General features: G+C 68.0%; 3 protein-coding genes and 1 pseudogene. 1 reads left to right on the top strand and 3 read right to left on the bottom strand.

The window, feature by feature from the left end; translation table 11 throughout:
* Both Q0R27_RS06195 and Q0R27_RS06190 read right to left on the bottom strand, forming a co-directional pair.
* A partial coding sequence (locus tag Q0R27_RS06195) for an MFS transporter (protein WP_293942385.1) occupies window positions 1-705 on the bottom strand: 705 nt, incomplete at its 3' end.
* A 53-nt stretch (window positions 706-758) separates the two neighbouring features.
* On the bottom strand, window positions 759-1223 hold the full coding sequence (locus Q0R27_RS06190) for a DUF3833 family protein (protein ID WP_293942382.1): 465 nt from the start codon (window positions 1221-1223) through the stop codon (window positions 759-761).
* Window positions 1224-1322: 99 nt separating this feature from the next.
* Between Q0R27_RS06190 and Q0R27_RS06185 the strand changes: the two genes are divergently transcribed.
* On the top strand, window positions 1323-2660 hold the full coding sequence (locus Q0R27_RS06185; RefSeq protein ID WP_293942379.1) for an AarF/ABC1/UbiB kinase family protein: 1338 nt from the start codon (window positions 1323-1325) through the stop codon (window positions 2658-2660).
* Here Q0R27_RS06185 and Q0R27_RS06180 read toward each other — a convergent pair.
* A pseudogene (locus Q0R27_RS06180) lies at window positions 2657-3376 on the bottom strand (AMP-binding protein); the annotation flags it as partial. The gene Q0R27_RS06185 and the pseudogene Q0R27_RS06180 overlap by 4 nt on opposite strands.

Raw genomic sequence — 3376 nt, 5'->3', positions numbered from 1 at the left:
GTCGGCGAAGGCTTCGCGCAACGGGGCCTTGGTGACGTTGCCTTCTTCCTGAAGCGCAACGAAGGCGGGACTCTCGGCGAGCTTGGTGCGCAGCCACAGCGAGACCGCGAGGAGCAGCGCGGACGCGAGGAAGGGGATGCGCCAGCCCCAGGCGGCGAACGCATCCTCGCCGAGGAGGGTCCGCGTGACGAGGATCACCGCGAGGGCGGCGAGCAGTCCAAAGGCGGCGGACGACTGGATCCAGCTGGTCGCATAGCCGCGGCCGTCGGCGGGAGCGTGCTCGGCGACGTAGACTGCCGCGCCGCCATATTCTCCGCCGAGCGCGGTGCCCTGGCAGATGCGCAGGAAGATGAGGAGCGCGGGGGCGAGCCAGCCGGCTTGGGCGTAAGTCGGCAGGCAGCCGATGAGAAAGGTCGCGCCGCCCATCAGGGAGATAGTGATGAGGAAGGCGCCCTTGCGCCCCATGCGGTCGCCGAGGCTGCCGAACAGGATCGCGCCCAACGGACGGAAGGCGAAACCGGCGGCGAACAGCCCGAGCGCGGCGATCAGCGAGGCGGTCGGCGGGAGCGACGCGAAAAAGGTCTTCGAGATGATCTGGGTGAGCGATCCGAAGATGAAGAAATCATACCATTCGAACGCGGTGCCAGCCGAGGAAGCGGTGATGACGCGCGCCATGCCCCAGTTCGAAGTCGTCGTGCTCGCCATCCAGCTCCCCTTGCTCTGGAGCGAGGGATAGCGGGTGGGGTGGAGCGCGCAAGTCAGTCCTTGGTAATACGCTCGTCGATGGTGGCGACGGTAAAGCCGAATATGCTGACGGTCATGTGGTTGAGGAGGACGCGGCCACCGGGCTGGAGGACGAGGGTCTGGCTGGCGCTGAGGTAGCCCTTCATCGGGTAATCGAGAGTGAGGGTGGTGGCGGACACCGTGCCGGTGACGGGTCCCGAAGCGTCGCTGAGCGTGCCGGTCAGGGTGGTCGGCGAGGTTGAGCGGAGATTCCAGCTGCGGTTCTTGGGGGGCTCGCTGCCTCGGCGGATGGTCTGGTTAAGGATGATGCCGCCGTGGCCGTCGGGCCGACCGAAGCTGGTGACGCGGAGCGGCTGGGTGCCCTTGAAGACGATCCAGATCGTGCCGACGCCGTGACTATGGCCCGAAAAAAAGTCGAGCGGATCGAGATGGGTCGGGACGGACGCGCCGAGCGTGGCGGCGGCGAAGAGGCTGAACATGACACAGAAACGCTCAAGCATTGCGGTCGGGCCCGCGCGTCGCCGAACCCCTGTCAAAGGCGCGACCGCTCCCCATATGCGGGGCATGAGAAAATCCCCATGCCGCCGTTGAAACCCCCGCCCGAACGCGCGGTGCCGAGCGGGCGATTGTCGCGGCTCGGCCAGTTCGGGCGGCTCGCGGGCGGGGTCGCGGGAGGGATGATCGCGGAAGGCGCGCGTCGACTGGCGGAGGGGGAGCGGCCAAGCGTTCGCGGCATGCTGATGACTCCGGGCAATTTTGCGCGGTTGGCGGATCGGCTGTCGCACCTGCGCGGGGCGGCGATGAAGCTGGGCCAGATGATTTCGATGGATGCCGGCGACATGCTGCCGCGCGAGCTCAGCCAGCTCATGGCGGGACTTCGTGAGCGCGCCAACCACATGCCGCCGCAGCAGTTGCAAAAAGTGCTGGCGCGCGAATGGGGCGCGGACTGGCGGCGGCGGTTCAAGCGGTTCGAGCCGACCCCGATGGCCGCAGCGTCGATCGGGCAGGTGCACCGCGCGATCGCGCTCGACGGCCGCGACCTGGCGATCAAGGTGCAATATCCGGGTGTGCGGGACAGTATCGATGCCGACATCGACAATGTCGCGACGCTGCTGCGCGTGTCGGGGCTGTTGCCGAAGGAGCTCGATATCGCGCCGCTGCTCGAGGAGGCCAAGCACCAGCTTGCCGAGGAGGCAGATTACCGCCGCGAGGGCGAGCAGATGACGCATTATGGCGCGCTGCTGGCGGACGAGGCCGACTATGTCGTGCCGCGGCTCGATGCCGAGTTCAGCACGGGGCAGGTGCTGGCGATGGACTATCTCGCCGGTGAGCCGATCGAGAGCCTGGTCGATGCGCCGAAGGATGAGCGCGACCGGGTGATGACCGCATTGCTCTCGCTGGTACTGCGCGAGCTGTTCGAGTTCGGGGTGATGCAGACCGACCCGAATTTCGCCAATTATCGCTACCAGTCCGACAGCGGGCGGCTGGTGCTGCTCGACTTCGGCGCGGCGCGGTCGGTGCTGTCCGAGACGAGCGCGGCCTATCGTCGGCTGATCGAGGCGGCGCTTGCCGGGGATCGTACGGAAGTGCGCGCGGCGGCGCTGGCTGCGGGGTTTGTCGGAGAGGGGGCAGTGGCTCGGCATGGCGAGCGGATCGACGCGATGATCGACGTGGTGCTGGCCAAGCTCAACCAGCCCGGTCCGTTCGATTTCGGCGACCGTGGCTTTGTCGAATTGTTGCGCGAGCCGGGGACTGCGGTGGCGAGCGATTCGGCGGCATGGCATGTGCCGCCAGCGGCGATCCTGTTCGTCCAGCGCAAGATCAGCGGGACGGCGTTGCTTGCCGCGCGGCTCAGGGCCGAGGTCGACGTGCGCGCGCTGGTGGCGGCGCAACTCGGCGAGGGGATAGCCGCTTAGCCGTCGCGGCCCTTGACCAGCGCCTCGACTACGCTCGGATCGGCCAGCGTCGAGATGTCGCCGAAGCCGTCGCTGTGCCCCTCGGCGATCTTGCGGAGGATGCGGCGCATGATCTTGCCCGAGCGGGTCTTGGGCAGCGCCGGAGCGAACTGGATGCGTTCGGGGACGGCGAGCGCGCCGATGTGCCGGCGGACCTCGTGGTGAAGCTCCCTGTGGAGACCGGGGTGGGGCTCGACCCCGGCATTGAGCGTGACGTAGGCGTGGATCGCCTGGCCCTTGATGTCGTGCGGGACCGCGACGACCGCCGCTTCGGCGACATGCTCGTGCGCGACGAGCGCGCTTTCGACCTCGGCGGTGCCGATGCGGTGACCCGAAACGTTGATGACGTCGTCGACCCGCCCGGTAATCCAGTAATAGCCGTCCTTGTCGCGGCGGCAGCCGTCGCCGGTAAAGTAAAGGCCGGGGTAAGCGGTGAAATAGGTCTGGAAGAAGCGTTCGTCATCGCCCCACACGCCGCGCATCTGGCCGGGCCAGGAGGAGCGGAGGCAGAGGTTGCCGGCGGCCGCGCCGTCGAGTTCGCGGTGTTCGGGGTCGACCAGCAGCGGCTCGATGCCGGGGAGGGCGCGGGTGGCGCTGCCGGGCTTCATGTCCATCGCGCCGGGGAAGTTGGCGATGAGGATGCCGCCGGTCTCGGTCTGCCACCAGGTGTCGGTGAC

The sequence above is a fragment of the Sphingomonas sp. genome (assembly GCF_025362505.1).
Taxonomy (GTDB): domain Bacteria; phylum Pseudomonadota; class Alphaproteobacteria; order Sphingomonadales; family Sphingomonadaceae; genus Sphingomicrobium.
This window is presented reverse-complemented; position numbering and strand designations above follow the sequence as displayed.

Coding starts and splice junctions, on each gene's coding strand:
- Q0R27_RS06190 (WP_293942382.1), bottom strand. CDS start 1,223: ATGTTCAGCCTCTTCGCCGCCGCCACGCTCGGCGCGTCCGTCCCGACC.
- Q0R27_RS06185 (WP_293942379.1), top strand. CDS start 1,323: ATGCCGCCGTTGAAACCCCCGCCCGAACGCGCGGTGCCGAGCGGGCGA.